We start from the raw sequence: 2,274 nt of genomic DNA on the forward strand, positions 1-2,274 counted from the left end.
CCAGCCGGCGTCACCGGCCGCTGGGGTGGCACCGCTGGCCAGGCCCGGGTGGCCCTGCAGCAGTACGCCGGTGGTGACCGAGGCATTGCCGCCGAGATGGGCCAAGCCCTCGCGGCCTTCGCCACCCAGTAGCGGCGTCTTGTCCAGGGCAACGATGGCGCTGCCCGCGATGGTTTTCGTGTTCGGCATTTCTTTCTCCTGACCGGCGAGGCTCACCCCGCCGGCACATTGGGGGTGATCAGGCGATGCTGAAAACCGCGTTCGAGTTGCGCTTGCGGCAGGTCAGGCCGTAGTCCGCCGTCAGGCCGAAGTAGTACGTGTAGCGGTCGTACACGCGCGGCGGGGTGCGGCGGATCATCCAGCGGCCCTTGACCGGGCGCAGGCGGATGGCCTTGCTGTTGAGGAAGTAGCCGCGCTTCTTCCACGGGTGGGTGATCGGCCCCAGCTCCTCGTCCAGCGCATCGAAGGTCGGATCCCACACCACCGGCACGCCCTTGAAGGCCAGCGCCTTGGTGCTCGGGTCCACGGTCACGCCACCGGTGGAGGTGCCACCCATGTTGATCTGCCGCCCGATCACCTTCAGTGCGTCAGCCAGCAGCGCGTCGTACATATCCGAGCCGACCGGAATGTAGTTCGGCGCGCCCAACTTGCCGTAGGTGATGGTCTGGCGCCACAGCTTCTCCAGCTGCGCAACCAGGTTGCCTGCGGTGGCGGTGCTGATACCCATCAGGGCCCAGTTGCGCCACCAGGCGGCATTGGCGGCATCAAGGCCACCGATCACGCCAACGTCCGGCGTGGTGCTGACCAGCGCGTCCAAGCCCGGCACCGCCTTCGGGTTGGCCGAGCCATCCAGGTGGATCTCGAGATCCCAGTTCTCCTGGAAGCCGTCCTTCAGCGTGGTCCAGCCCTCCTGGAGCTTGTCCACGATCTGAATCTTCTCGGCATCGGTCATCTGAGCCGATTTGTCGTCGGTCAGGATGATGCCGTTGTTGGCCAGCTCGGTCTCGTTGAGGCTGAAGCCGTCGTGCGCCTCGTAGTGCTGATACGGGGCCGGGCGCACGGTGTCCTTCCGGTTGAACGTGACCTGGTCATCGCCGGAATAGTTCTGGTAGTTGCTGTCGTTGGTGAAGCGCACCTTCTCGTTGAAGATGCCATTACCGAAGACGGTTTCGATCTTGTTGTCGATCAGCCACTTCGCCGTCGGGCGCTCACTGGTGAACTGATCAATCGGGTCGTCAGTCGCATAGGACTGCATCTGGTAGTTGGCGCCGGAGGCCAACTGGGCGGGAGTCAAAGGCATATCGCACCTCGGAGGGAAAGAGGAGCCCGTGTGGGCGTGGTCTCTCGCGTTCCGAGGGCGCGACTCTCGTTTCAGCGCTACCGGCGGCGAACCCGGCTTACGTCACTCGCGATGCCGGCGTTGGCCGGCTGGATCGCAATATGCGCCAGCCGGCATGCCAGTCAACGGGGTTACCGGCCCTGTGCCTTGGCGGCGGCCACGCCGAAGTCAAATGCGTTTTCCTTCGTCGGCGCCTTGCTCAGGTCAACGCCGGTGGCGCGGGCGGGATTGTTCGGTGCCGCAGCGGGCGGGCGCTGGGCCGGCGGCGTTGCAACCGGTGCTGGTGCTGCCAGATAAGCCTGCTGGATTGCCGCTGCCCACTGCTGGGGCGGCAGGGTGCTCTGGATCACCGCGACCATCGGCTGGATGGCCTTGAACTTGGCTTCGAACAGGGGATCAGCAGCACGCAGCTGCTGGCCAAGGGCGCCGACCTGCTGCAGCGCCTGCTGGTGGGCCTGCTCTGCACTGGCTTCCTGCTCGGCCTGCTGGCGCTGGCGCTGCTGGCTGTCCTGCTGAAGTGCCGTGGCGCGGCGCGTCCGGATCAGCTCCTCCGCCGCGGCGCGGGTCATGTCGCCATCGGTCACCTGCTTGGCCAAGTCGGCATGCTCGGTCAGCGGGTCATAGCCCGGTGCCGGCCGGCCCAGCTCCTTGGCCAGCCACGCCATCTCCTGCTGCATGAAGTCGTAGGCCTGCCCCATGGCGGCCGGGTCGCGCGAGTTGATGGCGGCCAGGTAGTTCAGCGCGTTGCCCATCTGCTCCGGATTCGCGCCGGTGGACTTGATGGTCTCCTCCCACTGCTGGCCACGCTCGGCGGCCGGGCGCAGCGCCTCGACCTCCGCGGCCCGCTCGCTCAGTTCGCGGAAGCGCTTCTGGGTGCGCTCGTTGGCGATGCCCAGATCCTTGATCTCGCGTCGATCGCGTCGGGCTGTGCGGCG

At 66.6% G+C, this 2,274-nt stretch carries 2 protein-coding genes and 1 pseudogene; all 3 read right to left on the reverse strand.

The genetic code is table 11. The annotated features are described in order from the left end of the window. The coding region (locus JCM9942_RS14290) for a hypothetical protein (protein WP_157722950.1) at window positions 1-189 on the reverse strand (189 nt) is incomplete at its 3' end. Window positions 190-238: 49 nt separating this feature from the next. Next, window positions 239-1,300: a phage major capsid protein gene (locus JCM9942_RS14295; protein WP_096144985.1), complete on the reverse strand. Its 1,062-nt coding sequence runs from the start codon at window positions 1,298-1,300 to the stop codon at window positions 239-241. A 170-nt stretch (window positions 1,301-1,470) separates the two neighbouring features. Next, a pseudogene (locus JCM9942_RS14300) lies at window positions 1,471-2,274 on the reverse strand (hypothetical protein); the annotation flags it as partial.

The sequence above is a fragment of the Stenotrophomonas pictorum JCM 9942 genome, assembly GCF_001310775.1.
Lineage (GTDB): Bacteria > Pseudomonadota > Gammaproteobacteria > Xanthomonadales > Xanthomonadaceae > Stenotrophomonas > Stenotrophomonas pictorum.